This window comes from Micrococcaceae bacterium Sec5.1, from assembly GCA_039636795.1.
Classification (GTDB): domain Bacteria; phylum Actinomycetota; class Actinomycetes; order Actinomycetales; family Micrococcaceae; genus Arthrobacter.
Map to the genome: position 1 here is coordinate 534727 of CP143430.1, position 25509 is coordinate 560235.

Here is a 25509-nt window from a genome sequence, read left to right on the forward strand (position 1 = left end):
CAGTACCTGTGGTGAACATCGCATCGAGGCGAGTAGGAACCCTTTCAACCCAGCCCAATCCCGAAAGGAAAAGCTGTGAAAATCATTGCCGCTGAAGTCTTCGTGACCAGCCCCTCCCGGAACTTCGTCACCCTGCGCATCACTACGGAGGACGGGGTGACTGGCATTGGTGACGCGACGCTCAACGGCCGGGAACTCGCCGTCGCCGCGTACCTTAAGGAGCATGTGGCGCAGCTGTTGATCGGGAAGGATCCGCACCGCATCGAAGACACGTGGCAGTTCCTGTACCGCAGCTCGTACTGGCGCCGTGGGCCCGTGACCATGGCCGCGATTGCCGCCGTGGACATGGCGCTGTGGGACATCAAAGGCAAAGTTGCCGGCATGCCCGTCTACCAGTTGCTCGGTGGTGCATCCCGCAACGGGCTGCGTGCCTACGGCCACGCTTCGGGTTCGGACATTCCCTCGCTGTTCGACTCCGTTCGTGAGCACTTGGAACTGGGCTACAAGTCCATCCGAATCCAGACCGCGGTCCCAGGCATCAAGGCCGTCTATGGAGTTGCCGCCCAGGCCCAGGCATCCGGCGAACGCTACGACTATGAGCCTGCCGGCCGCGGCAACTTCCCGCTGGAAGAAGACTGGGACACCCGCGCCTACCTGCGGCACCTGCCTACGGTTTTCGAAGCGGTGCGCAATGAGTTCGGCCCGGAAATTCCGCTGCTTCACGATGGCCACCACCGTATGACGCCCATTCAGGCCGCCAAGCTTGGCAAGGCGCTGGAGCCCTATGACCTGTTCTGGTTGGAGGACTGCACCCCGGCCGAGAACCAGGAAGGCCTGCGCCTGGTCCGTCAGCACACCACCACGCCTTTGGCCATCGGCGAAATCTTCAACACGGTGTGGGATTACCAGACCCTCATCAAGGAACAGTTGATCGACTACGTCCGCGCAGCCTCCACGCACTTCGGCGGCATCTCCCCGCTGAAGAAGGTCATGGACTTCGCCGCCCAGTACCAGATCAAGTCAGGCTTCCACGGGCCCACGGACATCTCCCCGGTGGGCTTCGCCGCCCAGCTGCACGTTGGCCTGGCCATCCACAACTACGGCATCCAGGAATACATGCAGCACTCGGACAAGACCAACGAGGTCTTCCAGCAGTCCATGACGTTCAAGGACGGCTACCTGCACCCGGGGGACGAGCCCGGTATCGGCGTCGAGTTCAACGAGGAAGCAGCAGCCGCCTTCCCGTACCAGCAGGCTTACCTGCCCTACAACCGCCTCGTGGACGGAACCGTTCATGACTGGTGATTCCGGTTTTGCGGCCAACGCCCATCCGCACATTGTGGTGATGGGCGTGGCCGGCTGCGGCAAAGCACCGTGGGCGCAGCCGTCGCTGAGCGGCTCGGAGCCGAATTCCTCGACGGCGATTCGCTGCACCCTCAGCGGAACATCGACAAGATGGCCTCAGGTACTCCTCTCAATGACGAGGACCGCGCACCCTGGCTGGCCGAGATCGGGAGGCGATTCATGGCGTCGAACTCTGCTCTTGTCATAGCGTGCAGCGCGCTCAAGCGAGCCTATCGCGACATCATCCGCAGCGCCGATCCATCCGTGGTGTTCGTCCACCTGCAGGGCACACGTGAGTTGCTGAATGAGCGCATGAACGCCCGGCCCGGCCACTTCATGCCCGCGTCCTTGCTGGATTCGCAACTCGCAACGCTTGAGCCATTGCAATCCGATGAAGCCGGCTTGGTAGTGGACATCGATCAGCCCGTGGAGAAGATCGTGGATGACGCGTTCTCAGCACTCGAAGGAGCACTGTCCTAGCTCGCTGCATTGGAACGCCCGGCACTGCCCACAAGGCGGTGCCGGGCTCTTCTTTTTGGTGACGAAAGCATGAAATGGGAAAGTGTGAACGCTAACAACGTTGTAAATCAAGACTTCCGGACGAGGTTCCCACCTGCAATCATTTTGTGATCCAATCCACTTGACCGACGGTATTGTTAGCGTTCACAATGGCAGTCGTATCACCTTGAAGTAGCCTGTGCCGCCCCCAGCGCACAGGCCAACCCAGCTTCACCGTGCCGGACGCGCAGATGCTCCGGCTGCATCAGAGTTCGCGGCAAAGCTGCCGCGGAAGGAGAGCATCGTGAGATTAAAGAAACTCCTGGGCGCCGTAGCGGTTGTCCTTACCTTGACCGTGGGAGCCACGGGCTGCGGTAGCCGCGGAGGAGCTGCAGAATCCAGCAGCACCGCCAAGCCCAGCGATTCGCTGGTCGGCATTTCGATGCCGACTCAGACGTCCGAGCGTTGGATTGCCGATGGCGCCAACGTTGAGAAGTCCTTGAAGGACCTTGGTTACAAGACTGACCTTCAGTTCGCCAACGATGACATCCCTACGCAGGTTTCCCAGATTGAGAACATGCTGACCAAGGGCGCCAAGGCCCTGATCATCGCAGCAATTGATGGCACCACGCTGACCGACGTCCTGGCCAAGGCCAAGGAACAGAACGTCAAGGTCATCGCCTACGACCGCCTCATCAACGGAACCCCGAACGTTGATTACTACACCACCTTCGACAACTACACCGTGGGTGTCCAGCAGGCTACGTCACTGCTCACCGGCCTTGGCCTGGTGGACGCAAGTGGCAAGAAGGTTGATGGCAAGGGCCCGTTCAACGTGGAGCTCTTCGCCGGAAGCCCAGATGACAACAACGCCAACTTCTTCTGGACTGGCGCCATGGACACCCTCAAGCCGTACCTGGATGCAGGCACGCTGAAGGTTCCCAGTGGCCAGACCAAGTTCGAGCAGGCAGCGATCCTGCGCTGGCAGGCACCCGTTGCCCAGAAGCGCATGGAAGACATCCTCACCTCGGCTTACAGCTCCGGCACCAAGCTGGACGGCGTGCTCTCCCCGTATGACGGCCTTTCCATCGGCATCATCTCGGCGCTGACCAGCACCGGTGGCTACTCCACCGGAAAGCTGCCGGTAGTTACCGGCCAGGACGCCGAAAAGGGCTCCGTGAAGTCCATCATCGCCGGCGAGCAGTACTCCACGATCTTCAAAGACACCCGCCAGCTCGGCGCGCAGGCCGTGAAGATGGTTGACGCCGTGCTCAAGGGTACGGAACCGGAAACCAACGACACCAAGACCTACAACAACAAGGTCAAGGTTGTTCCGGCCTTCCTCCTGAAGTCCGTCATCATCACCAAGGACAACTACAAGAAGGAACTCATCGACTCGGGCTACTACAAGGAATCCGACGTCAAGTAAGCATTTCCTTCGGGTTGTGGTCCCGCTTCTGAAGCGGGGCGGGGCCACAACCCACCATGAGCCGGCCGAATCCCCGGCCAGGCAAAGTTTCCAACCAGTCAGTGGGAATTGACGATGAACGTACCCATTCTTCAAATGCGAGGAATAACCAAGACCTTCCCCGGGGTCAAGGCCCTTCAGGACGTCACCCTGGATGTAAACCGCGGCGAAGTCCACGCTATCTGTGGAGAGAACGGCGCCGGGAAATCCACCCTGATGAAGGTGTTGTCCGGGGTGTACCCGCACAACTCCTTTGACGGCGACATTCTTTTTGAGAACGAACCCTGCGAATTCAACAGCATCTCGGACAGCGAGAAGCGCGGGATCGTGATCATCCACCAGGAACTGGCCCTTAGCCCGTACCTTTCCATCGCAGAGAACATTTACCTCGGCAACGAACTGGCAAACAACGGCTGGGTGGATTGGCGGAAAACCAACCTCGAAGCCGCCAAGCTGCTTGCCCGCGTAGGTCTGAGCGAAAACCCCGTCACACCCATCCAGCACATCAGTGTTGGCAAGCAGCAGCTGGTGGAGATTGCCAAGGCGCTCTCCAAAGAGGTGAAGCTCCTCATCCTGGACGAGCCAACCGCTGCGCTGAACGATGAAGACTCGGACCACCTGCTGGACCTCATCCTGCACCTCAAGGGCCAGGGCGTCACCAGCATCATCATCAGCCACAAACTCAACGAGATCCGCAAGGTGGCCGATGCCGTCACCATCATCCGCGATGGCAAGTCCATCGAGACCCTGCGGCTGGACCAGGGCCAGATCACCCAGGAACGCATCATCCGCGGAATGGTGGGACGTGACCTTGAAAGCCTCTATCCGGACCGGACTCCGAACATCGGCGAGGAAGTCCTCCGCATTGAAGACTGGACCGTTCAGCATCCCCAGGACCACAGCCGCACCGTGGTGCACAATGCCAACATGAATGTCCGCAAGGGCGAAGTAGTGGGCTTGGCGGGCCTTATGGGCGCGGGCCGCACCGAGTTGGCCATGAGCGTTTTCGGCCGGACGTACGGACGCGCCGTTTCGGGCAAGGTCTATAAGTACGGCGAAGAGATCAACACTTCCACCGTTTCGGACGCGATCGATCACGGCATTGCCTACGCCACCGAGGACCGCAAGCACTATGGCCTGAACCTGATCGAGGACATCAAACGGAACATCTCCATGGCAGCGCTGAACAAGCTGGCCAAACGCGGATGGGTTGATGGCAACAAAGAAACCACCGTTGCCAACCACTACCGGAAGAGCATGAACATCAAGGCGCCGTCCGTTGCAGCCATCACCGGCAAGCTTTCCGGCGGTAATCAGCAGAAAGTGGTGCTGAGCAAGTGGATGTTCTCGGATCCGGACGTGCTGATCCTGGACGAACCAACCCGCGGTATCGACGTCGGCGCAAAGTTCGAGATCTACACGATCATCAATGAACTCGCGGCCGCCGGGAAAGCCGTAATCGTGATCTCCTCGGAGCTGCCTGAGCTCCTGGGCATTTGCGACAGGATCTACACGCTGTCCGCAGGGCACATCACCGGCGAGGTCCCCATCGCCGAGGCCACCCAGGAAACCCTCATGCACTTCATGACTCAAGAGAAGGAATAGCCAACATGTCCGCCCTACGAGAATCCCTTGGCTTCCTCACAAGCCGCCTCCGCCAGGTTGGCATCTTCGTCGCCCTGATCCTGATCGTTATCCTCTTCCAGGTCCTGACCAATGGCATCCTGCTTGAACCGCAGAACGTCAGCAACCTGGTGGTCCAGAACAGTTACATCCTGATCCTCGCCATAGGCATGGTGATGGTCATCATCGCCGGCCACATCGACCTCTCCGTCGGATCCATCGCCGGGTTCATCGGTGCTGTTGCCGGTGTGATGATCGTGCACTGGGGCTGGGCATGGTGGCTCGCCATCCCGGCTTGCCTCCTGGTAGGTGCCTTGGTGGGTGCCTGGCAGGGTTACTGGATTGCCTATGTGGGCATTCCCGCCTTCATCGTCACCCTGGCCGGCATGCTCATCTTCCGCGGCCTTACGCTCATCACCCTTAAGAACCAGCAGATCACCCCGTTCCCCAACGAGTTGCGGGCCCTCGGTGGAGGCTTCCTCCCCGATATCTCCGGCGGCACATCCGTACTTGAATGGTTGACGGTCATCCTGGGCGTTGGCGGCACCGCAGCAATCCTCTTCCAGGCCATCAAGGAACGCCGGGTTCGCCGCAAGTTCAACCTTGAGAATGAGCCGATGGCATGGTTTGCCGTCAAGAACGGCTTCATTGCCGTACTGATGCTCATCATCACGTTCCTGCTGGCCAGCTACCGAGGAACCCCGATTGTGCTGATCGTCCTGGCAGTCCTCGTGATCCTGTACTCGGCATTGATGAACAACAGCATTTTTGGGCGCCACACCTACGCCATTGGTGGCAACCTCCATGCAGCAGAGCTTTCCGGCATCAAGACCAAGAAGGTGACTTTCCGGCTGTTCGTCAACATGGGCGTCCTCGCCGCGTTGGCCGGCCTTGTGTTCACGGCACGACTGAACTCCGCCCAGCCTGCTGGCGGTACCGGCTTTGAACTGGACTCCATTGCTGCCGCATTCATCGGTGGCGCGGCCGTCCAAGGTGGTATCGGTACCGTTGCGGGAGCAATGATCGGTGGCCTCATCATGGGTGTCCTGAACAACGGTATGTCCATCCTTGGCTTGGGAACTGACTACCAGCAGCTCATCAAGGGCCTGGTTCTGCTCCTTGCGGTCGGCTTCGACATCTTCAACAAGAACCGGACCGGTGCTGGTGGAGGGTCCTCAATCAGCCGCCGCTTTAAGTGGAAGACAACGCCTCCGGCAACCGAATCTGCGCCACATGCCAAGACTGAACCTGTGCGGGTCGACGCCAAGTAGCAAATAACCCTTGGGATTGGCCTGCATCCTGCTCCCAGCTGAGCTGACCTGCTCGGTGTGAAGAGCCGGATGCGGGCCAATCCTGCCCAAGCCCGCCATACGAATCCATAAAGTGAGGTGCGATGTCTCCCGGTGCACCATCAAGCAGGCCACCCGTTATGGGGGATGTAGCCAAGTTGGCCGGGGTCTCGCACCAGACCGTTTCCCGTGTCTTGAACAACCACCCCAACGTCAGCGGGAAGACCAAGGAACGCGTGGAATCGGCCATCGCCAGCCTTGGCTACCGGCGTAACACCGCAGCCCGCAGCCTGGTGACGCGGCGCTCCCGGACCATAGGCGTGCTGGCCTGCGAAACTGGCCAGTACGGACCCGCGAATACGTTGCTGGGAGTCGAACAGGCAGGCCGGGAAGCAGGCTATTTCGTCAGCATCGCCAACCTCCGCGAAGTAACGGGCGACAGCATCAACGACGCCATCACCCATTTTCGCAACCAGTCCGTGGAGGGGGTGGTCATCCTTGTCCCGCATCCGGATGTCCTGGCAGCCCTCCGCGACGTCGCCGTCCCGTTTCCCATGGTGGCCGTGGGCGCCGGAACCGGGAACCAACTGACGGGTGCTTCACTGAACCAGCGGTTGGGAGCGCGGTTGGCGGTGGAACATCTCATCGGGCTCGGACACCGCCACATCGGACACATTTCCGGTCCGCCCCACTGGATCGACGCGGCTGAGCGCATCAAGGGATGGCAGGAGGCACTCGGCAACGCCGGCTTGGAGGCCGACGTTCTCCTCCAAGGGGGATGGGACGCCGCCTCGGGATACGAAGCAGGCCTGGCGCTCATTGAACAGCGCAAACCAGACGATCAGCGCAAACCAGACGATCAGCCCACTATCACCGCCGTCTTCGTCGCGAACGACCAAATGGCGGTGGGAGTCCTTCGCGCCCTGCAGGAAGCTGGGTTGCGAGTTCCGGAAGACATCAGCGTGGTGGGATACGACGATCAGCCTGAAGCTGCGTTCTTCCTGCCGCCACTGACCACCATCAAACAGGACTTTGAAGAACTCGGCCGCCGTTGCATGTCCGCGGTACTCCATCAGTTGGAAAACGAGCCAGGCAGTGAGGAACAGATCGTCAATCCCAAGTTGGTTGTCCGTTCCACCACCGCGGCACCTGCGCTTCGCCCGGCTCCGTCCCCACTAAACTAGAAGCCATGACTTCCACCAGTACCCCCGCAGCAGACACTGCAACTGCCCGTGCCCGCCTTCTCGAGCTCATCAGAGAGTTGGCGGTGGTCCGCGGAAAGGTGATCCTCTCCAGCGGCAAGGAAGCTGACTACTACATTGACCTCCGCCGCATCACCCTGCATCACGAGGCCTCCAAGCTGGTGGGCCAGGTCATGTTGGCAATGATCGACGACGCCGGGATCCCGGTTGAGTGCGCTGGCGGACTCACCATGGGTGCCGACCCCGTAGGTACGGCTGTCATGCACGCCGCTGCTGACGCCGGGCGCGCCGTGGACGCCTTCGTGGTCCGTAAGGCCCAGAAGTCGTACGGCATGGGCCGCCAGGTGGAAGGTCCCTCGGTTGAGGGCCGCAATGTGGTTGTCCTCGAGGACACGTCCACCACCGGCGGGTCCGCACTGACCGCCGTCGAGGGTGTCCGTAAGGCCGGCGGCAATGTGGTTGCCGTCGCCGTCATCGTGGACCGAGACACCGGCGCCAAAGAGAAGATCGAAGCCGAAACCGGCGTGCCCTACCTCTTTGCCTTCGGCAAGGACGAATTGGGCCTCAACTAGGGAGTTTGCAGGCAAACTACGGGGCTGTAAGGCAGTGCCCGCGAAGCCTATGCTAGCTGCGTGGACGTTCAAGTAGGGAAGCTCCAGGCTCCGCCGGAGGTGAACGAAAACCTCCCGGGCCGAGGCTCTGCCATGCCCGGATCCGGATCAGGGGATGCGGCCGATCTGGCAGACTGGGCGCGGATCCTGCCCCAGGTTTCCCGGATAAAGCGGATATCGCGCCGCGACTTCCTTGTCACTGCAGGGGTTTCCGTGGCGCTGGCCGGAGACATGCTGTTTACCCGGCGCGTGCAGGCGGAACGGCGGGCCACCAAGATCCTGCGCGTCCCGGACTCCTACTCGGATCTCTACTTTCCGAAGGCCAGCTGGATCCTGTTTCCCGGGTATAAAACCAGTTGGGAAGAGGCACAGTGGATCCTGAACTCACTGCGCCCTGCCCTGCACCAGCGCGGCCGCCTAGCCGCCGTCGGGTATTCCAACCTTGGCCTGGATGTTGATGAGGTGGTCCGCGAACTCGTTCTGCATGTGCGCGAATTGGGGCTGGAGAAGCTGTATTTCTACGGCCACAGCTTCGGTGGGATGCTCGCCACGCAAGTTGCCGCCCGTCTGCTGGAGCTGCATGGTGTGGAGACCCAGCTGATCGTCCTGGATTCCAGTCCCTTCAGCCGCGCTGATGTGCTGGATCAGAGCTGGTTCGACGGCGTGGTGTTCCTTTATGAGAATGGCTTCCGCATCCCTTCAGTCCTGCGTGGCGGCTATGAACTGGGGGAGCGGGTGGCGCACAAGGACGAACGCACTTGGCGGCAAATCCTGGACCAAAGCCTGGAGCAGCTCTCGCCCATCGCCCCCTCCAGCGTGCTGATCCAGACGGAGTCTGCGTACATTTACCACTTCGATGGCTTGCGTCTCGCCGGCAAAATCGGCTCGGCCAAAATGGCGTTCCTGGGCAACTCCGAGGACAAGACCGTCAACTACGAGTCTGCTCGGGCGGCGTGGAGCAAGGTCTTCGCGGCGAACATGAAGCTCCCGGTGCTTAGTACGGAGGGTGCCCGGCCCGCCCATGCCAGCCCGCAGTGGAGTGCCGACATTTATCGGCCCCTGTTGGAGCGCGTCCAGAATGAGCTGGAACCGCTGCCGCCTGCACCTGAGGAGCCGTCGTACCAGGAGCCGAATGGACGGGTTATCCGGCCGGCATAGGTTTTGTTGCGGCTTCCACTGCATCACCCCGCAGCGGTTCAGCCCCGCAGCGCTTCAACCTCGACGGCGGTTAGACCGGCCTCGCGCAGGAAGCTGCGAGCATCCCCGAATTCCCGCGCGAAGCCCACCAGGAAATGCCGGATCGCGGCTTCCGGGCTTTGCAGGATCATGAGGTCAGGGCTGAAATACTGCGCGGGCGTGGACGGGACGTGGAGCCGCCATGTCTCGGCCATGACCTGAAGCAGGTTCGGAAGGCTGCGCGTGGTGGCCGTGTAATCCTTCACCACGGCCTCGTCCGATTCGCCCGCGGCCATGAGCGCGATCGCCGACACTACTCCAGTCCGGTCCTTGCCCAGCGAACAATGAACCAGGGTGCGTTTGCCTTCCGCGACAGGACGCAGGGCATCGGCTACCCAATCGGGTCTGACGCGGATCCAGCCCAAATACAGGTTCCCCAGATCCTCCGGAGTCTCCACTGCCTGCAGAGACCCCGCCACCGTGTTGGGATCCAACGGATTGTGGATGAGCTCGACGGCGGGTCCGACGACGGCGGTACTCCCGCCACCGCCGTCGGGCTTGGACGCGTTCGAAGGAGAGGGGCCGCCCGGAACCAGCCACGGAACCAAAGACCGCTCGAGCTCGTTGCGCAGGTCCATGATGGCCTGGATGCCATGCTCCGCCAGGAACCCCGACGTCGCGGCAGCATCCAGACCAAACGGCTGGCTCCCCCTCAGTATCCGGCCACCGGCCAGAGGACGGAGGTTGAGCACAGCCATGACGGGACTCCTTTGGCTTAGATCTGGCTCTTGAGGTCGGCCACGGAGCTCAGGATCTGGTTGGGTCGGAACGGGAAGGACACGATTTCCTCGCGCTGGGTGATGCCGCTGAGCACCAGAACCGTGTGAAGGCCGGCTTCCATACCTGCCACGATGTCCGTGTCCATGCGGTCGCCAATCATGGCCGTGGTCTCCGAGTGGGCGTCGATCTGGTTCATGGCCGAGCGGAACATCATGGGGTTCGGCTTGCCCACGATGTACGGTTCGCGGCCCGTGGCCTTGGTGATCATTGCCGCGATTGCGCCCGTTGCCGGCATGGGGCCGTCCTTGGAAGGGCCAGTGGCATCAGGGTTGGTTGCGATGAAACGGGCGCCGGCAAGGATGTGCCGGACCGCCATGGTGATCGCTTCGAAAGAGTAAGTGCGGGTTTCGCCGAGAACCACGAAGTCAGGTTCCGTGTCCGTGAGGATGAAGCCGGCTTCGTGCAATGCAGTGGTGAGGCCGGCCTCGCCAATGGTGTAAGCGCGGTTGCCGGAATCAGAGGATTGGACCTGGTCCTTGAGGAACTGGGCTGTGGCCAGCGCGGACGTCCAGATGTTCTCTTCCGGAACTTCAAGACCGGAGGCCCGGAGGCGGGCTGCGAGGTCGCGCGGGGTAAAGATGGAATTGTTGGTCAGGACAAGGAAGCGCTTGGACGTATCCACCCAGCGCTGGATGAGCTCGGCTGCACCCGGGATCGCCTGGTTTTCATGAACCAGCACGCCGTCCATGTCCGTGAGCCAGCATTCGATTTCGTGGCCGTTCCGGTAAACCGATGCGGACGTGTGGGGCGTGGATTCTTCTGCCATATTTGCCTCCGGCTGGGATTGGTCATGCACTGCCTCCCAGTCTTTCATTATTCGCAGCTGGAGACATCCCGTGGTCTCGATGGCGTTAACTATAAACTCAGTGTATAGATGGAGCTGTGAACAACTCACTCACCCTTCTGGGCCTTTTGAATCGCGAGCCCAGCTACGGCTACGACCTCAAGCACTCTTACGACCGATACTTCGGAGCAGGCAAGGCGCTGGCCTACGGACAGGTGTATTCCACGCTGGCGCGGATGGTCCGTGATGAGTTGATCCGGGCTTTGGGCGAAGAGACCGGGGGAGGTCCTGATCGAAAAAAGTATGCGATTACCGACGCCGGAGAGGCCACGGTGCGCGATTGGCTCTTCACTCCCGACATTCCCTCGGAATCCCTGCAGAGCAACCTCTTTGCGAAAACCGTCATCGCACTGCTGCTGGATGACGACGCCGAGCGGCTCCTTGACGTGCAGCGCAGGCAACACATGGCCCGGATGCGGGAACTGACGCGCGCGAAGAAGGAAGCAGGCCTGCTGCAGGTACTGATGTGTGACCACGGTCTGTTCCACATCGAAGCGGACTTGAGATGGATCGACCTCACGGCCGCCCGCCTGTCCCAACTCAAAAAGGAGCTTCAGAGCGCATGAGCATCCAAACACCCATCCTCAGTGCCCGCGGGTTGCACCACTCCTTTGGCCCGACGGAGGCGCTCCGGGGAATAGACCTGGATGTCCATGTGGGGGAAGTGCTGGCCGTCATGGGGCCATCCGGATCCGGGAAGTCCACGCTGCTGCACTGTCTGGCCGGGGTCCTCGTGCCCGACCGCGGGACGGTGACGTACAACCCCGTTGACGAAGTGCCCTTGCACCTCAACGAACTCAAGGAGACCAAGCGGGCCCGGCTGCGGCTGACGGACTTTGGATTCGTCTTTCAATTCGGGCAGTTGCTGCCCGAACTCAGTGCGGTCGATAACGTCAGCATCCCGTTGCTGCTTAAGGGGATCAAACGACCTGAAGCGCTGGAGCGATCCAGAGACATGCTGCAACGTCTTGGCTTGGACGGACTGGGCGAAAAGCTGCCTGGCGAATTGTCTGGTGGTCAAGCCCAACGTGTCGCTGTTGGCCGTGCCTTGGTGACGTCCCCTGCGGTGTTGTTCGCAGATGAACCCACTGGCTCGTTGGACTCCCTCGCCTCGGAAAACGTACTGACCTTGATGCTCGATCTTGTCCGCGAAGCCGACACGACCGTGGTGATGATCACCCACGATGCCCGAACCGCTGCCTATGCCGATCGGGAAGTCATTGTGCGCGATGGTGCTCTGGGCGCCGGATACCGGGTGTCCACGTGAACTGGGGACTTTTCCGCCTGGCTGTGGCCGGCAGCCGCTCCGCCTATGGCAGGTTGACTGGAATCGCTGGAGGAGTCGCCGTCGGGGTCTGTCTTTTGTCGTTGCTCTGGGGTGGCGCCAACGGATTGCAAGCCCGGGACGACCGTGGCGCCTGGCTGCGCGAAACGGGGCATCCGTCCGTATCGGATTCGATCGATGCTTCGGGCGTTGCAGCTCCTATCCCCTTGACTCAGGAAACAGTGCTCATGCGGAGCAATGGGCTGGAGATCTTCCGGGACCAACTCATTGAGCGCCGCGATTTCGCTGCATTTCCCTCGACGACCGTGAGCATCCCGGGAATTGGTAGCCCGCCGGAATTCGGGAGCTATTACGCCTCGCCAGCGCTACAACGCCTGATCGAATCGACGCCCCGGGATCAGCTCGGAGACCGGTTTGGGGAGTTTGCCGGCGTGATCAACGACGCTGCCCTGCCGGGGCCCGATTCCCTGGTGGTCATCACGGGGGCCTCGGAGGCAGAGCTTCGAAAGAGCGGAAACGCCTCGTTGGTTTCGGACTTCACCAGCAACCCGTACGGAGGCAGCGCCGCCTCCTACACCACGGTGCTCCTTGTCGGAGCCATAGCAGTGTTCTTTCCGGTGTTGCTGTTGATCAGCATCGTCACAGATTTAGGAGCAGCGCAGCGACGCGAACGGTTTGCGACCCTGCGACTCATTGGGGCGTCACCCGGCACGGTCTCCCGCATTGCCGCCGTCGAAATTGCCATCCCCAGCCTGATCGGTGCCGCGATAGGCCTTGCCCTGGCGGTGATGTTGACGCCTGCCGCTGCCGAGATACCAATCAACGGCACCAGAATGTTTGACGCTGATCTGCACACAGGATGGCCGGCCAATGTTGCGGTGGTGGCTGTAGTCGTGGTGGCGTCTGCACTCGTCGCCGCCATTCGGACCGCACGCGCAGATGTTGGGCCTCTAGGGGTGACGAGGGTGGTTCACGAGAAGAAGCCAACAATTTGGCGAACAGTGCCGATGGTTATGGGGCTCGCCTTCATGACTTTGGCGGTTGTTCTCATCCGTGTTTTGAATTTTCGGCTGCCATGGCTTGAGTCCCCGCTCTTGGTGGTCGGATTCATGCTGGTTCTTGCAGGCATCGTTGTGATCGGCCCGTGGCTGACTCGAATGGTGAGCCGGATGGGCCAGCGACAGGCACGAAGCGCGGCCGCAATCGTTGCCGCAAGCCGTATTCAAAAGACTCCGGCGGCTACTTTCCGGTCCGTATCGGGGCTTGTGATTGCAGTGTTTGTTGTCTCGGTTTTCGCCGGCGCATCCAGCATCCTGGAATCCACCGAGAGTCCACAGCCGCGCCCCGGGTTGATGCAGCCCACCAGCCTCCACGCAACTGTGGGGTCTGGAGAAACACAGGTCGGGGTAGGGAAAGCGGCTTTAGCTGCGAAGGAATTGCCCGGAATTCTCAGCGCCACCATTGGCTATGGCTCGGCTGTGCTTTCGGACCGGGGCGCCGGACCCGAGCTCTACTTCCGGGCCTCAGAAGCTCGGGCCTTGGGGTTCGAGGACATTCCAGCAGCAGAAACGGTTGCTGTGGACAGCGCCTTCCTCTACTTCTGGACAGCTCAGCCGCTGGCCTTGACAGCGGCTCCCGATGGAATCCTGGAGGGTCTTGTTCCGGTTGTCATGGTGGTGGACACGGATGGCACTCCTGAGGCCATGGACCGGGCCAGGACAGCGTTGAGCCGCTCGGGCGTCACGGCCACGCCGGCGTCCTCCCCGTCCGACTTTCACTTGCAATCATCCAAACGCCTGATCCAAGGGCTTGCCGTGCTTGCATACCTCGGCATGTTCGTTGCAGTCGCCATCGCCGGGCTTTCCCTCGCTGTGGGGACGGCCTCGGCCATCCTGGACCGGCAAAGGGTTCTTGGGCTTATGCGCCTTATGGGGATGCCAGCATCAGTTCTGCGTCGAATCATTGCCCGGGAGGCTGCAGTTCCCCTCCTGAGCGTGCTGCTGCTTTCGATCGGCCTCGGATTCCTCACGGCCTGGCTCATGGTCACGGCAATTAACGACGCATACCAACTCTCGTGGCCGGAGCCCGGATATTTCATTGCCTTGGCGCTGAGCCTGCTCCTGGCGCTCAGCGCTGTCATCGCCACCTTTGGCCTGATCCGGCGAACTACTTCCGTTACGGCTACACGCTTCGAATAAAAAGGCGGTTCGAAGGGAGACATCCCATGGTGTGCCTCCGTGGGTAGTTCTGCCCATGCGGATATTCGGCTTTGACTTGCGTCGGGCGGCTCAGCCTCGACTACGCTTGTCCCGGCGCAGGCGTGCCACCACCGTGGGTCGGGGGATCGACATGGTGGATTTTTTGTGTCGCCGCACTTCAGCAGGTCCCCAGCACTGGATCGACAACCGGATATCCCCAGATACGCCGGTACTCAACACGTTTGAAAGGGCCTGTCATGAGCAACAACAATGGAGCGCCGCAGCCTCCGTACAATCCCGACGGCGTGCCGCAGCCCCGCTACGACACCGGCCAGGAGCAGTATCGGCAGTATCAGCCGGGCCAGACGCAGTCTATGTATCAGCCGGAAGCGCAGTACCAGCCGGAAGGGCAGTACCATCCGGAAGCGCAGGGGCAGGAGGGCCAAACTCAGGCTCTCCCCACACAGCCGGAAGTGACCCAGGCTTTCCCCGCGCAACAATTGCCGACCCAGCAGGGTTACCCTGACGGCGAGTTCGCCGAAACGGTCCACCGCTACCCACAGACGCAGCAGGGTCAGCCCGGTTTCACCTCACCGGGCAGCGGCTACCCCGGCCAGCCTGGTTACCCCGGTCAACCTGGTTACCCTGGCCAGCCCGGCGGACCCAGCCAGGGCCCGGGTGACCACAACAAAAAGGCGCTGTTCCTGATCCTCGGCGGGGTCGCCGTCGTCGTGATCATTGCGCTGGTAGTCGTGTTCGCATGGTTGATTCCTTCGGTGACCAAGCCTGTGGCCGTAGAGAGTCCCGTGCCTTCGGCCAGTGCCTCCGACGAAGGCTCTGATGCAGCGTCCGAACCGTCCGCAGAGCCGTCTACGGAGCCGTCTGGCAATGCAACGGCCTCCTCCGAGATTCCGGAGGGTGCTATCCCGCTCCCCAGCGTGTGGGAAGAATTCGCCGGCCCAACCAATGTCCCGGCCGACGGCGATCCGCTGTTCAGCAAGTGGGTCACGGGCGAATCTTCCTTCCAGTACCTGGCCGAGTGGACCCATGACGAATCCTTCGGGATAACCAAGGACCCCACCACGGGTGAAGAAATCCAGAAGAAGGCCCAAGGCACCGTGGAGGCGGACGGCGACGGCATTGCCCTCGCGTATGCGTTCTTCGCCGAGTCCGACGAAGGCAAGTTCGGCAAGGATCCGAAAGAGATCAAGGCCGCGATCGAGGACATCGAGGCCCGGTACAAGGGCATGACCGCCACGGAACTGCCCCAGAACCTGGTGGGCCACAAGTGCACCTCGGACTTCAAGACCTCGATGCCAGAAATCCGCGAGTTCCGCCGGGGCGCAGCAGTGGTCATTGGCTTCACCTGCACCAACGCGCGTGGCGAAGAAATCCAGGCAGTCAACCTGTTCTCGGTGACCCCGTGGGGAACGCCGCAGATGCTCGGCGTTAGCGGGCACAAGACCTACTGGGATGCCCACCCCGGCCTGATGGAGCAGCTCGCCAACTCGTACCGCATCAACAAGTGGAAGATGGTCTAGGCGCCCGGGCAAAGAGGCCAGGACGGGCAGGGCTAAAGTTGAGGGGTGACTGACCTTCCCCCCAACACAGCCCTGCCCACCCCTGCCCCCACGTCAGCAGAAGCTGACGGAACGGCGGAAGTTGACGGGACCACGGCAGAAGGCGGGGCTGAAGCAAAGCCGGAGGTCGGCGTCGGGCCTTGGGAAGGCGAGTGGCCGGTAGGCGAGCACTGGGACCCGGACCTGCTCAGGGACGGCGACCGCCGCAACGTGGTGGACCAGTACAGGTATTGGAAGCACGACGCGATCGTCGCAGACCTGGATTCCAAGCGGCACGAATTCCATATCGCCATCGAGAACTGGCAGCACGACCTCAACATCGGAACGGTTGTGCGCACAGCGAATGCGTTCCTCGCCAAAGAGGTCCATATCATCGGTCGACGGCGGTGGAACCGTCGCGGGGCTATGGTCACCGACCGCTACCAGCACGTCCGCCACCACCCCACTGTTGAGGAGTTTGTTCAGTGGGCGCAGGGGGAGGGGCTGGCCGTGATCGGCATCGATATCTTCCCGGATTCCGTGCCGCTGGAGACCTACGACCTCCCGGAAAAGTGCGTCCTGGTCTTCGGGCAGGAAGGCCCAGGCCTAACACCCGAGGTGCACGAGGCCGCTGTTGCTACGTTGTCCATTGAGCAGTTCGGCTCCACGCGTTCCATGAATGCTGCCTCCGCTGCGGCGATCGCGATGCACGCATGGGTTCGCCGGCACGTGTTCCAGCAGCCGGTCGCCTAGTCTCTCCGCCGAGGTGGCATTTAAACCCCATGTTTGTCTGCAACATCGGGTTTAAATGCCAACTCGCGCATGCTCCAACGGGAGGCCCTGTGGATAACTCCCAAGGCGGTCCGGTGAACAGGTCAGAATGGGGAATGCGCAGGACAAGTCTTCCGGAGTATCTGACCACGGGTTCGTTTTCCTTGCGCGCATCGGACAAAGCCGGAGTGCCCAGAAAGCGGGCAGCCGCAAAGGACTTGGTCACAGTCTCCCGTGGAATTAGGGTGCCGGTCGCGTCTGATGCTTCCGGCGCTTCGGCATTGCGCGCTTACACGGATTTGGATGATTCCTCCATCCTCGTCTCGCTCTCGGCCGCACGGATTTGGGGTGTGCCGTTGCCGTCCAGCCGTAGCGGAGATTGGCGCATTCACTTGGCGCGGCGGCGGGGGTTCAGCTTTCCCCGGAGAGTCAACGTGTCCGGACACCTCCTTACTTTCCTTCCGGAGGAGACGATTGAGTACGACGGCGTTAGGGTCACCTCGCCCGCACGAACGTGGTTGGACTTGGCGTCGATGATGACCATGGAAGACCTCGTTGCAGCAGGCGACGCCCTTGTGTGTTCCCACGATCCTCGGTTTCCAGTTCCGAAAGAAGCCCTATGCACCATTGACGAGTTGAGGGAGATTACCGATCGCCACCCTGGAATGCGTGGTGTGAGTACTGCCCGGGCTGCCCTGGACCTGATTCGTGTTGGTGCCGATTCCGCTCCGGAAACGTATATGCGACTGGCCCTGGTCAACGCCAACCTGCCAGAACCCGCGCTCAACCTCGTCGTCCCAGATTCTTTGGGACGCCCTGCCCTATGGCCCGACGCAGGATACGAGGACTGGAAGGTTTCCCTGCAGTACGACGGCCGGCACCATGGCGACGGTCAACAGCACCTGCGGGACATCGAGCGGCAAGAGAAGTCCCTTGCCCTGGGCTGGCTGGAAGTCCGGATTTCCAAGCACGACCTCCAAGGCGAGCGGCCCGGCGTCGTACATAAAGTCCGTCGTGCGCTCCAAAGCCGGGGGTGGACGCCGAGGTGACATTTGAAACCGATGTTGTGCAGCAACATGGGTGTTAAATGCCAACCCGGCGGAAGTGTTAAGAGCTCCAGTGACCCGAAACACGGCGTCCCGGCGGATATCGCTAGGATGGGAGCTAGCCGTAAGCGGTCTACTCCAGGGTTACCAACCCACAGACGAATTCAGCATAGGAGTCACCATGCCCATTGCAACCCCAGAGATTTACTCCGAGATGATCGACCGCGCAAAGGTTGGCGGATTCGCTTTCCCCGCGGTCAACGTGACGTCGTCGCAGACTCTGAACGCTGCGATCCGCGGTTTCGCCGAGGCCGAATCCGACGGCATCATCCAGGTTTCCACCGGTGGCGCAGCCTACTGGTCCGGCGCTTCGGTCAAGGACATGGTTGCCGGTTCGCTCGGTTTCGCCGCGTTCGCCCGCGAAGTTGCCAAGAACTACAACGTCAACATCGCCCTGCACACGGACCACTGCCCGCAGGACAAGCTGGCGGACTTCGTCCTTCCGCTGCTCTCTGCTTCCGAGGAAGCCGTCAAGGCCGGCAAGGACCCGATCTTCAACTCGCACATGTGGGACGGTTCGCACGAGACCCTCTCCGAGAACCTGCGCATCGGCCGCGAGCTGCTTGAGCGGGCAGCTGCTGCGAAGATCATCCTCGAAGTCGAAATCGGCACCGTTGGTGGCGAGGAAGACGGCGTTGAGAACGAAATCAACGAGAAGCTCTACACCACCACCGACGACGCTCTCGCTACCATCGAGGCCCTGGGTGCCGGCGAAAACGGCCGTTACCTCACCGCCCTGACCTTCGGCAACGTGCACGGCGTGTACAAGCCGGGCAACGTCAAGCTCCGCCCGGAACTGCTCAAGCAGATCCAGTCCGAGGTTGGCGCCAAGATCGGCAAGGATAACCCGTTCGATCTCGTGTTCCACGGCGGTTCGGGCTCCTCCGAGCAGGAAATCGCTGACGCCGTTTCCTACGGTGTCATCAAGATGAACATCGACACCGACACCCAGTACGCGTTCACCCGCCCGGTTGCCGGGCACATGTTCTCCAACTACGACGGCGTGCTGAAGGTCGACGGCGAAATGGGCAACAAGAAGACTTACGACCCCCGCGTCTGGGGCGCTTCCGCCGAAGCCGGCATGGCCGCGCGCATCGTCGAGGCAGCCCAGCAGCTCGGATCGGTCGGCAAGACTTTCTAATGTCCGACGAATTCCGGAAGAACCTGATGGGGCCGGAGCCCACGCTCCTGCCCGCCGAAACCGAGGTCTACCAGCACCTGGCTCTCGGCAAGGAAGCGCTGGACCTCGTGGAGAAGAACCCCACGTCGTCTCTTCTCTGGGCAATCCTCGCCGAGGAAGCCTGGGCCGAGGGCCGGACCATCGACTCCTACGCCTACGCCCGCGTGGGCTACCACCGGGGACTGGACTCACTGCGCCGCAACGGATGGCGCGGTGTGGGACCGATCCCGTGGGAGCACGAGCCCAACCAGGGCTTCCTGCGCGCGCTCTACGCACTGGGTCGTGCCGCCGCTGCCATCGGCGAACCCGAAGAGCCCGAGCGGATCGAGAAGTTCCTGAACGACTCAGACCCGAAGGCCAAGGCAGCGATCGAGGCCAGCTAAAGCCTGCGCTGCTAAAGCAAACGACGACGGCGGCCCTCACCAAAAGGTGGGGGCCGCCGTCGTTTGCTCGTTGCGGACTGCAACGAAGGGGGAGACTAAGCCTTGCGCGGGATGCCCGTGCGCGCCATTGCCTCGGCATAGGCGCCGTGGATGGCGTCCAGGTATTCCTGCTGGCGCGCGGGTGTGCCTGCGAAGGAGCGGCCACCCAGGGAACGGACCTTGAAGGTCTTGAAACCGCGGCGGGCGATGCTGGCAGGAGCGGCCTTCATCAATTGGTCAGCAAGGCGGTGTGCTTCATTGCCGTGTGCCACAAGGGCGGAGGTGCGCGGCAGGATCGCGAGCAAGCGCAGGAGCGGCTTCAGGCCTTCGGTGATGTTGGCCGGCGTCAGCTTGCCCGGTTCCTCGTTGGGCTCGATCCACGGGTACGCGTTCCACGGCATCATGAGCTCCGGGCGGAGACCCAGCTGCCACTGCATGCCGAGCATGCGGGTGGCTGCTTCTTCGTCACCCGGGTTGATGAAACCTTCGCCGGAGTTGGTGCGCTGATTGGAGAAAAGGCTGACGATGCGGCAGTCATCCATGCTGTGGGCGGGGTCGATGTAGAGGACCTCGCTGCCCGGCTTCTGCTCCTTGATGGAGTCGCACAGCTCGTTGACCTCGGCGATGTGCGGTTCGTAGCGGCGGTTCCAGAGGATTTCTTCGGGTGATTCAGTCGCCAGTTCTTGCATCAGGGGTTTGGTCTCCTAGGTGTTACTGCGCGCACCTTTCCAAGGGGCCGCGGGCATGCCGCTGCCGAACCTCAAAGGGTGCTGTTGGGGGCTAACTAACCTTACCGGACTATGGGCGCTGCAGCACCCTGTTTCGGCGCGCCCCCAAATGAGACGCGGCGTGTTGCCCGGCATCGTGGCGGACGTCTCCACGGTGGGGCGCGAATTCCGGCATGATTTGCGATATGGAGAGACGAGAATCATCCGCTGCCGCTATTTCCGCTTTCGAAGACTTGGGGGCCGATCTGGCCTCGGTGGGTGTGGTGATGGGCAAGATGTTCGGTGCCAGCTCACTGTTGCTGAACAAGAAGGCTCTGGCCTGCCTGAACGGGGACAAGGTTGCCTTCAAATTGGGTAAGGACACACCGGAACATGCGCGAGCCCTGGCCCTCCCTGGCGCTGAACTGTTCGATCCCTCGGGAATGAACCGCCCGTTCAAAGACTGGGTGGAGCTCCCGTTGTCCTCACAGTCACAGTGGCCTACCTTCGCCGAAGCGGCGCTGCAATCCGCCGCAGGCAAGTAAAGCACCTTCCGTGCTTCGCGCCGGCGTCGAGCCTGAACATTAACCCATTTGTGCAGGTCAAAGCCGTTGACTTTGATTTGCGCAGATGATGAATTGGGCTATTGGTTTTGGGGAACCTGTTCTGGAACCCCCGAATCCAGGCATCGGTCTTAGACAGCATCGTTCGCATCATCTACCTCGGGGGTAAACGTGGTTGCATCAACAGAAGCGTCACCAGAATCAGGGCAGCGTCCCGGCAAAGCTCCAAAAGTCCGCGCAATCCTGGCAGGTGGCCTGGTCCTCGGAGTGGGTGCGGCGATCACCTTGGCCGCATGGAACAGCTCCGAGTTTGCCAAAGGCACCTTCACAGCAGGCTCCTTCAATCTCCAGGGAAGCATCAACGGAACCACGTTTACTGATAATCCGGTGGACTCACCGGCCACGTTGGCGTTCACTACCAACCCCACAAACCTTTCGCCGGGCGACGTCGTAGCCGCTCCGTTCGCTGTCAGGTTGGACGCGGCGTCAAGCTACGACGCCACGGTGACCATCTCCACGCAAGGATCCACGGGGTCCGTGGCAGGCCTGACGTACGAGCTCACACAGACTGATGCTTTTGGTTGCACGGAAGCTGTCACGGACACGTTGGTGGCGGCCGGGCAAACGCTGGGGACGACGCCGACAAGCATCACCTTTCCCTTGACTCAAGGAGCCGGCACTGACCCCGGAGCCCCCGTAAACCTTTGCTTCGCGGTGACCGCCGGGGCAGTTGTCCAAGCCCAAACCGGGTCCACCACGTGGGAATTCGCCGCACAGTCGCAGTGATCCATGGGTCATCGACGAGCAAAAACCAAGCGCGGTGTAGTTTTCCTTCGGTTCCGTGCGCTCCTCGCAGGGGCATTGGCACTGGGGCTCGGCGGCTCCGTCACCCTCGCTTCCTGGACTGACAGCGACTTCGCCAGGGGGTCATTCGGAACCAGTTTTTTCCAGACTGAATCCAATGTCACCAAGCCCTATGACGCCTCGGGTGCCTGGAGCACCAACGACGTTTCACCCGGCGCCACGTTGGTGTTCGATGCTAGCGCCATGAGCCCGGGCACCGTGTTATATGCGCCGTTTGCCATCAGGACCAAGGCAACATCCGTTGCCGGCGAGGTGGTGCTCGGGATTCCCGTGGTGACCAGCAGCGGAACCGGGGTCTCAGATCTTGGTGCTGCCCTGCGGTATCGGGTAGTCCGATCGGCTACATGCCAGATGTCGTCGTTCGCGGGGAGCCCGAATTTTGTTGTGGGAAGCGATGGCGTTAAGCCCTTGACCGTGGGCCAGGCCGTCGGCGTCGTAAATCCGCTGGCGGCGGCCACGGCGACCCTGCCGGGGGCAGCAACGGAATTCTGCTTTGAAGTGTCGCTTCCGGCAGGGGCAAACAATGCGCTGCAGGGCCAGACGGCAACCGCGACCTGGCAGTTCACTGCCACCTCAAGCTCATGAGCACGCCCAGGATACGGAGTGGCCAGTTTCAGCGCCGCCTGCGGGAGACGCTGCTGAACATTGCTGCCGCGGGCGGCGCTGTCTGCCTCATCGCCGTCATTCTTGCGGTCGCATTCAACATCACCTTGATCCTGTTCAAAACCGGCTCCATGTCGCCCACCATCCCGGCAGGTTCGCTGGCCGTGGTTCGCGAGATTCCGGCGGCGGACATGAAGGTAGGCGATGTCGTCACCGTGGACCGACCAGGAAAGCTGCCCATCACGCACAGGATCCAGAGCATTGGACCCGCGGAGGGGACTGCCCGGACCATCACGATGAAAGGAGACGCCAACGCCGAGGCTGATCCGGCGCCCTACGTTGTGGAGCGGGTCCGGATTGTGCTCTGGTCCGTCCCCGGTCTTGCGTATCCCTTGGCCGCTGCCGCAAACCCGGTGGTGTTGGGGGCAACTACTGTGTGCGTAGCGGCGTTGGTGAGCTGGGTGCTCTGGCCCCGAAACGGATCCCGAAACGGGCCCGGAAACGGATCCGGGCGCCGCCAGCGTCGCAAAAGAGGGCAACATGCTGCTGCCTAGGTTGGGGGCCTTGGCCGGGCTGCTCGCTCTCTTTTTGTTGGGTGCCTTGTTGGGTGCCGTTCCGGCCCGCGCGGAAGAAGGACCTGCCGGTTGGTTGGAGCTCGACGCCGGTCCGGCCGGGGAGGTTCATCGTCTCACCCCTGGCGGGAGGGCGGATTGGGCGGTGGACGTGCACGCACGGGGCGAGGGCGCCGGTTTGTTGGAAGTGTGGATCCAGCCGACCGAAACTGCAGGTCCGGATAGTGAATCCAGGGGACTCCGGGACTTCCTCAGCGTGCAATTAAGGTCCTGTGAGCAGCCATGGGATGGCACCTTGTGCGCGAGCGGTGAACGGACGTTGCTTGAGCCCTCGGATCTAAACGTTGCCGAGGGCTTGAAGATCGACCTCATGAAGGACGGCAGCACCTGGTCCAACGGATCGTACGTCCTTGTGAGCGCGGCGCTCGCGGAGGACGTTCCCGCAGAGTTCCAGGGGAGTCGCACACAAATTGTGATCGGTGTCCATGGTTCGGGCGACGCGGCTGGAGATCCCAGCCCCGGTGCCGTCACCGCACGTCCGGGCGGGCCGCCGTCGTCGATTGGCTTGGCGGATACCGGCGCCAGGCTTGGTGGCGTCGCGATGCTGGGCGTGCTGGCGGTCGCCGCAGGGTTCGCTCTTGCCCGTTGGCGGGGTGCGCAGGCATGAAGAAGCGGATCGGCTGGTTGGGCTGCGTAGCGATGGCATTCGCCCTGCTCATCTCCGCCTCAAGCCCGCCAGAGGTGACCGAGGCTTCCTGGCAGCGGAGCGAATTCGGCGCGGGTAGCTTCGGGACGATCACGATTCCGCCTGCAACCCTCAATGGCGCCTGCCAGTACAACGCTGGGTTTCTCGGCACAGACGCTAACATCCGGGTCTTTTGGAAGCCGCCCGTCACGTACCCAAGGCTGACGGACGCCGTGATTGATGTTCACCTGCTCACGGCAGGATCTGTGGTGACCACACTCCAGGGATATCCAGGAACTGCGAATACCACCGGGTCATCATCCGCTGGCTACACCACAGAGATTCCGGCTACGCTTCTTGGTGGCGTTTTGGGGTTCAACACGCAGTTCCAAGTGGATATCTACATCACCGCGGCCGGGTGGAAGTCCATGCCTGTGTCGGTCAAGGCCAACGCGGGCTCGGTTGCCGGCCTCGGAGGGTCCTGCACCAATCTCTGAATCGTCATCCCGGGTACTCCAAAACTTCGACAAAACGTCCTTGGAAGGCTCCTTGACACCAGAGTTTGAGGCCCCATCGGCTAAACTTGGCTGGTAAGAGCCCCGAACTCTTGCGTACGCTGCCGTCCGCGGCAGGCTGCACCGGTAAGTCGGGGCATTCTCATGTACGGCGTCGAGTCCTGGCCATCCGGCCTGGTCTCGCCCGAAAGAATGGGGGAGGATCCCATGCCCGCTATCGTGATCGTCGGAGCCCAGTGGGGCGACGAAGGCAAAGGCAAAGCTACCGATCTGCTCGGTGGCCGTGTTGACTACGTGGTTAAGCCCAATGGCGGCAACAACGCCGGGCACACCGTGGTGGTTGGCGGTGAGAAGTATGAGCTGAAGCTCCTTCCCGCGGGCATTCTGAGCCCCAACGCAATTCCCATTATTGGCAACGGCTGCGTGGTGAACCTCGAGGCACTCTTCCAGGAAATCGACGGCCTTGAGGCCCGTGGCGCGGACACGTCCCGCCTGCGCGTTTCGGCCAATGCGCACCTTGTCGCCCCGTACCACCAGGTCCTGGATAAGGTCACGGAGCGCTTCCTCGGCAGCCGCGCCATCGGCACCACCGGACGCGGCATTGGCCCCGCCTACATGGACAAGGTGGCCCGCCTGGGCATCCGCGTCCAGGACGTCTTCGATGAATCGATCCTCCGCCAGAAGGTGGAGGGTTCGCTGCGCCAGAAGAACGAACTCCTGGTCAAGGTCTACAACCGCCGCGACATCGTGGTGGACGAGATCGTGGACTACTTCCTCTCCTTCGCTGAGCGACTGCGGCCGCTGGTTATCGACAGCACGCTGGAGCTGAACAACGCGTTGGACGAGGGCAAGGTTGTGCTCATGGAAGGCGGCCAGGCAACGTTCCTGGACGTTGACCACGGCACGTACCCGTTCGTCACCTCATCCAACCCGACGGCGGGTGGCGCGTCCGTCGGCTCGGGTATTGGCCCCACGCGTATTTCCCGTTCCATCGGCATCATCAAGGCTTACACCACACGTGTTGGCGCCGGTCCGTTCCCCACTGAACTGTTCGACGAAATGGGTATGTACCTGCAGAAGACCGGTGGCGAGTTCGGTGTAAACACCGGCCGTCCCCGCCGTTGCGGTTGGTACGACGCCGTCCTGGCCCGCCACGCTTCCCGCGTCAACGGCTTCACGGACTACTTCGTGACCAAGCTGGACGTCCTCACGGGCATCGAGCAGATCCCGGTCTGCGTTGCCTACGATGTGGATGGCGTCCGTCACGACGAAATGCCCATGACGCAGACCGAGTTCCACCACGCGGTGCCGATCTTCGAGTACTTCGACGGCTGGACCGAGGACATCACTGCGGCTCGCACCCTGGAGGACCTCCCGGAGAACGCCCGCAACTACGTGCTGGCCCTGGAAAAACTCTCCGGCACGCGCTTCTCGGCCATCGGCGTCGGCCCCGACCGGGACCAGACGATCGTGGTACACGACCTGATCAACGACTAAGTTTTACCGCAATTTACGACGACGGCGGGTCACCCCCGGTTCCATGTGGAACCTACGGGTGGCCCGCCGTTTTGGTCACGCCGTTTT

The 25509-nt window shown here is 61.8% G+C and carries 26 protein-coding genes; 23 read left to right on the forward strand and 3 right to left on the reverse strand.

Features of this window, described 5'->3' with window-relative positions; translation table 11 throughout:
* Positions 1-75 precede the first annotated feature (75 nt).
* From manD to VUN82_02690, 8 genes are all read left to right on the forward strand, one after another.
* Positions 76-1305: a D-mannonate dehydratase ManD gene (gene manD, locus VUN82_02655; GenBank protein XAS72781.1), complete on the forward strand. Its 1230-nt coding sequence runs from the start codon at positions 76-78 to the stop codon at positions 1303-1305.
* Between the two features lie 69 nt (positions 1306-1374).
* A complete protein-coding gene (locus VUN82_02660) occupies positions 1375-1824 on the forward strand; it encodes a gluconokinase (protein ID XAS72782.1) in 450 nt (149 codons plus the stop codon).
* Between the two features lie 322 nt (positions 1825-2146).
* On the forward strand, positions 2147-3271 hold the full coding sequence (gene chvE, locus VUN82_02665) for a multiple monosaccharide ABC transporter substrate-binding protein (GenBank protein ID XAS72783.1): 1125 nt from the start codon (positions 2147-2149) through the stop codon (positions 3269-3271).
* Between the two features lie 114 nt (positions 3272-3385).
* The gene (gene mmsA / locus VUN82_02670) at positions 3386-4915 is read left to right on the forward strand and encodes a multiple monosaccharide ABC transporter ATP-binding protein (GenBank protein XAS72784.1); all 1530 of its coding nucleotides are present in this window, start codon (positions 3386-3388) and stop codon (positions 4913-4915) included.
* A gap of 5 nt (positions 4916-4920) precedes the next feature.
* Positions 4921-6204 (forward strand): multiple monosaccharide ABC transporter permease, encoded by a 1284-nt coding sequence (mmsB, locus tag VUN82_02675; GenBank protein XAS72785.1) that lies wholly within the window; start codon positions 4921-4923, stop codon positions 6202-6204.
* A gap of 158 nt (positions 6205-6362) precedes the next feature.
* Positions 6363-7406, forward strand: coding sequence for a LacI family DNA-binding transcriptional regulator (locus VUN82_02680; GenBank protein XAS72786.1), 1044 nt, complete (start codon positions 6363-6365; stop codon positions 7404-7406).
* A gap of 5 nt (positions 7407-7411) precedes the next feature.
* Positions 7412-7996, forward strand: coding sequence for an orotate phosphoribosyltransferase (gene pyrE / locus VUN82_02685; GenBank protein ID XAS72787.1), 585 nt, complete (start codon positions 7412-7414; stop codon positions 7994-7996).
* A gap of 60 nt (positions 7997-8056) precedes the next feature.
* Positions 8057-9193 carry an alpha/beta fold hydrolase gene (locus tag VUN82_02690; protein ID XAS72788.1) on the forward strand — a complete coding sequence of 379 codons (1137 nt, stop codon included), beginning with the start codon at positions 8057-8059 and terminating at the stop codon, positions 9191-9193.
* A 38-nt stretch (positions 9194-9231) separates the two neighbouring features.
* On the opposite strand, the gene VUN82_02695 is transcribed toward VUN82_02690, so the two are convergent.
* Positions 9232-9969 carry a tyrosine-protein phosphatase gene (locus VUN82_02695; protein ID XAS72789.1) on the reverse strand — a complete coding sequence of 246 codons (738 nt, stop codon included), beginning with the start codon at positions 9967-9969 and terminating at the stop codon, positions 9232-9234.
* A gap of 17 nt (positions 9970-9986) precedes the next feature.
* Positions 9987-10817, reverse strand: a complete 831-nt coding sequence (locus VUN82_02700; protein XAS72790.1) for an HAD-IIA family hydrolase — start codon at positions 10815-10817, stop codon at positions 9987-9989.
* 116 nt (positions 10818-10933) lie between these two features.
* Between VUN82_02700 and VUN82_02705 the strand changes: the two genes are divergently transcribed.
* From VUN82_02705 to VUN82_02740, 8 genes are all read left to right on the forward strand, one after another.
* Positions 10934-11461: a PadR family transcriptional regulator gene (locus VUN82_02705; protein XAS72791.1), complete on the forward strand. Its 528-nt coding sequence runs from the start codon at positions 10934-10936 to the stop codon at positions 11459-11461.
* Positions 11458-12162 carry an ABC transporter ATP-binding protein gene (locus VUN82_02710; protein XAS72792.1) on the forward strand — a complete coding sequence of 235 codons (705 nt, stop codon included), beginning with the start codon at positions 11458-11460 and terminating at the stop codon, positions 12160-12162. Before VUN82_02705 ends, VUN82_02710 begins: the two co-directional genes overlap by 4 nt.
* Positions 12159-14378 carry an FtsX-like permease family protein gene (locus VUN82_02715; GenBank protein ID XAS72793.1) on the forward strand — a complete coding sequence of 740 codons (2220 nt, stop codon included), beginning with the start codon at positions 12159-12161 and terminating at the stop codon, positions 14376-14378. Before VUN82_02710 ends, VUN82_02715 begins: the two co-directional genes overlap by 4 nt.
* Before the next feature lie 257 nt (positions 14379-14635).
* Entirely contained in the window at positions 14636-15919 is a 1284-nt protein-coding gene (locus tag VUN82_02720) for a hypothetical protein (protein XAS72794.1), read from the forward strand.
* A 45-nt stretch (positions 15920-15964) separates the two neighbouring features.
* Positions 15965-16690, forward strand: a complete 726-nt coding sequence (locus VUN82_02725) for a TrmH family RNA methyltransferase (GenBank protein ID XAS72795.1) — start codon at positions 15965-15967, stop codon at positions 16688-16690.
* A 113-nt stretch (positions 16691-16803) separates the two neighbouring features.
* On the forward strand, positions 16804-17757 hold the full coding sequence (locus tag VUN82_02730) for a hypothetical protein (protein ID XAS72796.1): 954 nt from the start codon (positions 16804-16806) through the stop codon (positions 17755-17757).
* Positions 17758-17935: 178 nt separating this feature from the next.
* Positions 17936-18955 (forward strand): class II fructose-bisphosphate aldolase, encoded by a 1020-nt coding sequence (fbaA, locus tag VUN82_02735; GenBank protein XAS72797.1) that lies wholly within the window; start codon positions 17936-17938, stop codon positions 18953-18955.
* Complete coding sequence (locus VUN82_02740; protein XAS72798.1) at positions 18955-19377, forward strand: DUF3151 domain-containing protein; 423 nt, start codon at positions 18955-18957, stop codon at positions 19375-19377. The genes fbaA and VUN82_02740 overlap by 1 nt, the downstream gene beginning before the upstream one ends.
* A 95-nt stretch (positions 19378-19472) precedes the next feature.
* On the opposite strand, the gene VUN82_02745 is transcribed toward VUN82_02740, so the two are convergent.
* Entirely contained in the window at positions 19473-20105 is a 633-nt protein-coding gene (locus VUN82_02745; protein ID XAS72799.1) for a uracil-DNA glycosylase, read from the reverse strand.
* Positions 20106-20329: 224 nt separating this feature from the next.
* Here VUN82_02745 and VUN82_02750 point away from each other — a divergent pair, with 224 nt between their 5' ends.
* From VUN82_02750 to VUN82_02780, 7 genes are all read left to right on the forward strand, one after another.
* Positions 20330-20668, forward strand: a complete 339-nt coding sequence (locus VUN82_02750; protein XAS72800.1) for a hypothetical protein — start codon at positions 20330-20332, stop codon at positions 20666-20668.
* Positions 20669-20857: 189 nt separating this feature from the next.
* Positions 20858-21472, forward strand: a complete 615-nt coding sequence (locus VUN82_02755; GenBank protein XAS72801.1) for a SipW-dependent-type signal peptide-containing protein — start codon at positions 20858-20860, stop codon at positions 21470-21472.
* Between the two features lie 3 nt (positions 21473-21475).
* On the forward strand, positions 21476-22135 hold the full coding sequence (locus VUN82_02760) for a SipW-dependent-type signal peptide-containing protein (protein XAS72802.1): 660 nt from the start codon (positions 21476-21478) through the stop codon (positions 22133-22135).
* Positions 22132-22707: a signal peptidase I gene (locus tag VUN82_02765; protein ID XAS72803.1), complete on the forward strand. Its 576-nt coding sequence runs from the start codon at positions 22132-22134 to the stop codon at positions 22705-22707. Before VUN82_02760 ends, VUN82_02765 begins: the two co-directional genes overlap by 4 nt.
* Positions 22694-23392: a hypothetical protein gene (locus VUN82_02770; protein XAS72804.1), complete on the forward strand. Its 699-nt coding sequence runs from the start codon at positions 22694-22696 to the stop codon at positions 23390-23392. Before VUN82_02765 ends, VUN82_02770 begins: the two co-directional genes overlap by 14 nt.
* On the forward strand, positions 23389-23907 hold the full coding sequence (locus VUN82_02775; protein ID XAS72805.1) for a hypothetical protein: 519 nt from the start codon (positions 23389-23391) through the stop codon (positions 23905-23907). Before VUN82_02770 ends, VUN82_02775 begins: the two co-directional genes overlap by 4 nt.
* A 225-nt stretch (positions 23908-24132) precedes the next feature.
* Positions 24133-25422 (forward strand): adenylosuccinate synthase, encoded by a 1290-nt coding sequence (locus tag VUN82_02780; protein ID XAS72806.1) that lies wholly within the window; start codon positions 24133-24135, stop codon positions 25420-25422.
* Positions 25423-25509 lie beyond the last annotated feature (87 nt).